3 protein-coding genes are annotated in these 3322 nt (G+C 36.6%); all 3 read left to right on the top strand.

From position 1 onward, the window contains the following. Positions 1-1607: alanine--tRNA ligase (alaS, locus tag AC3AX0_RS09805; RefSeq protein WP_487550109.1), on the top strand; the 1607-nt coding region annotated here is incomplete at its 5' end. 46 nt (positions 1608-1653) lie between these two features. Then, positions 1654-1917 carry an IreB family regulatory phosphoprotein gene (locus AC3AX0_RS09800; RefSeq protein WP_487550110.1) on the top strand — a complete coding sequence of 88 codons (264 nt, stop codon included), beginning with the start codon at positions 1654-1656 and terminating at the stop codon, positions 1915-1917. Positions 1918-2065: 148 nt separating this feature from the next. After that, the gene (locus AC3AX0_RS09795; protein WP_487550108.1) at positions 2066-2995 is read left to right on the top strand and encodes an aldo/keto reductase; all 930 of its coding nucleotides are present in this window, start codon (positions 2066-2068) and stop codon (positions 2993-2995) included. Positions 2996-3322 lie beyond the last annotated feature (327 nt).

Genomic DNA, 3322 nt, shown 5'->3' with positions numbered 1-3322 from the left:
ATTCAGCAGACCAGATATACAAGATAATTGAAATAGAAGAAGACAGGTTCAGCAAAACTATTGACCAGGGTATAGAAATACTTAACTCATATACAGAAAAAATGGCTGAAATGGGAACAACAGAACTATCAGGCGAACAGGCCTTCAAACTTTATGATACCTATGGATTCCCATTTGAGTTGACTGAAGAAATCCTCGGTGAAAAAGGACTTACTGTAAGAGAAGAATCTTTTGTAGAATTCATGAACAAGCAAAAGGAAAATGCTAGAAAAGCAAGGAATTCATCTGCAGGAGAAGCATGGCTTGGAAGCAGTTTCAAAATTGAAAATGCGGACAGCACAGTATTCAGAGGATATACTGAAAAAGAAGCAGAAGCGATAATTCTTAAGCTTTACGATGAAAAATACAATGAAGTGAAGTCTATAGAAGACAAGGGATTTGCAGTAACTGATGCAACAGTTCTTTATGCTGAAAGCGGCGGTCAGAAAGGTGATTGCGGTCTTATGGCAGGAGAAGGTGTATCTGCGCATGTTGAAGATGTAACAAAGGCAAATAATGATATCTTCCTTCATCATGTAAAGGTTAATTCTGGATCACTGAAAACTGGAGACAAGGTAAAAGTAGCCTTTAATGTTCAAGGAAGAAATGCAATTGCTGCAAACCATACAGCTACACACCTTCTTCATGAAGCATTGAGACAGGTTCTTGGAAGCCATGTAAACCAGGCGGGTTCACTTGTAGAAAAGGAAAGACTTAGATTTGACTTCTCGCATTTTGAAGGAATGACCCATAAGGAAATTGAAGGTGTTGAAAAGCTTGTAAATGAAAAGATTTTTGAAAATCTTGCAGTATCAACTGCCAGCATGACTCTTGATGAAGCAAAAGCTTCTGGAATCACCGCACTATTCGACAGCAAATACGGTGAGAAAGTAAGGGTAATAAGTGTTGAAGACTACAGCCGTGAGCTTTGTGGCGGAACCCATGTAAACAACACTTCGGAAATAGGTCTGTTCAAGATAGTAAGCGAAGCTGGTATAGCTTCGGGAATTAGAAGGATAGAAGCATTGACTGGAATGGATGCCTTTGATTATCTAAATGCCTACAGGGATAAGACTTTTGAAATGGCATCAATGCTAAAGACAAAGCCTGAAAATATCGAAAATAGAATAAATCAGATAATTGCCGAAAGCAAGGAAAAGGATGCAATAATTAATAATTACAAAAGTGAAGCTGTAAGAGCTGAACTTGGCAATATCCTTGACAACTATATAGAAGAAGGAAATATAAAGATTTTCCTCAACAACCTTGGAGAATCCGATGCAGATCAAATGAGAGAACTTTCAGACAGAATCAAGGACAAGTATTCCGATTCTGTAACTGTACTTGCTGCGGAAAGCAATGGAAAGGTTCTATTGATAGCCTCTGTTGCAAAGCCTCTTGTTAAGGAAGGACTTCATGCAGGAAATATAATCAGGGAAGCAGCCAAGATTGTTGGTGGCGGTGGCGGTGGAAGACCGGATTTCGCTCAAGCCGGCGGCAAAAACCCTGAAAAAATTGATGAAGCATTAAACAAAGCACTGGAAATAATCAAAGGTATGATAAAATAGATTGAATTATCTATAAAATTTAATTATAATAAGTCTAGAGGTGGTAATCGTGGAAGACAACAAAACAACACAATTTGATTTCGGATTGAATAATGTGAATGAAGTAAAGGAAGTTATCAAATCCGTACTGAATGCATTGAATGAGAAGGGATACAATCCTGTAAGCCAGATTATTGGATACATATTATCGGGAGATCCTACTTATATTACAAGTCATAATAATGCAAGAAGCATAATAATGAAGGTCGAACGAGATGAGCTTCTTGAAGAAATACTAAAAGATTATTTGGAAAATTTAAAAAATGAGTAAATATAATTAGCAGTATTTTTATAATACTGCTATATTATTTTTTGGTACATGACGTTCAAGATAATTCTGGTATCAAGGAATTATCACTTTCTTGAACGTCAGATAATTTGAAGGGCTCGATGCCCTGAGAATTTTAGGAGATGAAATCTTGAATTTAAAAGAAGCTTCAAAAATCTGTTACGGAACTTTAGCCCTAAGTCCTCTTCAGTGTGATTATTCATTGGAAAGGAAGGTAGAGCTTCTTCTCTATGGATATAAAAGAGGCATAAATTTTTTTGATACTGCAGAGCTTTATAACAATTATGATATTTTCAGGGAACTTCTGAAAAAAGTTGATAGAAAAGACATAATAATATCAACAAAATCATATGCATGGTCTGAAGAAACAGCGGAAAAGAGTGTTGAGAAAGCCTTGAAGGAAATGAATACTGACTATATTGACATATTCATGCTTCATGAACAGGAAAGCATACATACCTTCAGAGGTCATTACGATGCGGTGAAAAGACTTCTTAGATACAAGGAAGAAGGAACAATAAGACATTTCGGTATATCTACACATTTTCACAATGCAGTCAGAAATCTTTCGCATAAGGATGAAATAGACATCATGCATCCCATATTCAACAAAAAGGGTCTTGGCATAGTAGACGGAAGCATTGATGACATGATTGAAAGCATTGACCTTGCCAAAAAAAGAGGAAAGAGTATACTTTCCATGAAGCCCTTTGGTGGTGGACATCTGACTGAAGATCCAATAGATGCCCTTAAGTTTTCATTTGAATCATCAATTGTTGACTGGACTGCAATTGGCATGAGATATGAAGAAGAAATTGACTTCAATCTTTCTGTAGTGCATAATGAAGAACCGGAAGTATCCTTGGAAGACAGGATAAACAATAAAAAGAGAAAATTAAAAATTGCATATTGGTGTACAGGCTGCGGTAAGTGTGTAGAAAGATGCCAGCAGAATGCACTGAGTATAAAAGACAGTAAATGCATTGTAGACATGGATAAATGCGTCCTTTGTAGTTACTGTGCTTCTGTATGCAAGGATTTTTGTATCAAGATAATTTAGGAGAATAATTCGAGTACGTGAATATTTAAATATTAAGTTATGATATTGATATAACTCGTACCAGTGGAGTTATTATGAATGACAGCGAGGTCTCGACTAATAGGTATCAACAATAACATATATACATAACAGAATTGTTGTACCGGTGGCTAAACACCAACGATTCAAGGTGTTTAGTGCTTTTGCTTGTGCCGACGGAGTAGGGAGCTGTTAGTCATAATAACGGAACGATGCATTAAGTAGCAAGGAGGAATTATATGAAAAGATACATAGCACTGGATGTAGGCGACAGCACCATTGGAGTAGCTGTCAGCGATCCTCTAAATA

It is taken from the genome of Dethiosulfatibacter sp., assembly GCF_983023055.1.
The sequence above is the reverse complement of the archived record's forward strand: the minus strand, read 5'-3'. Positions and strand labels throughout refer to the sequence as shown.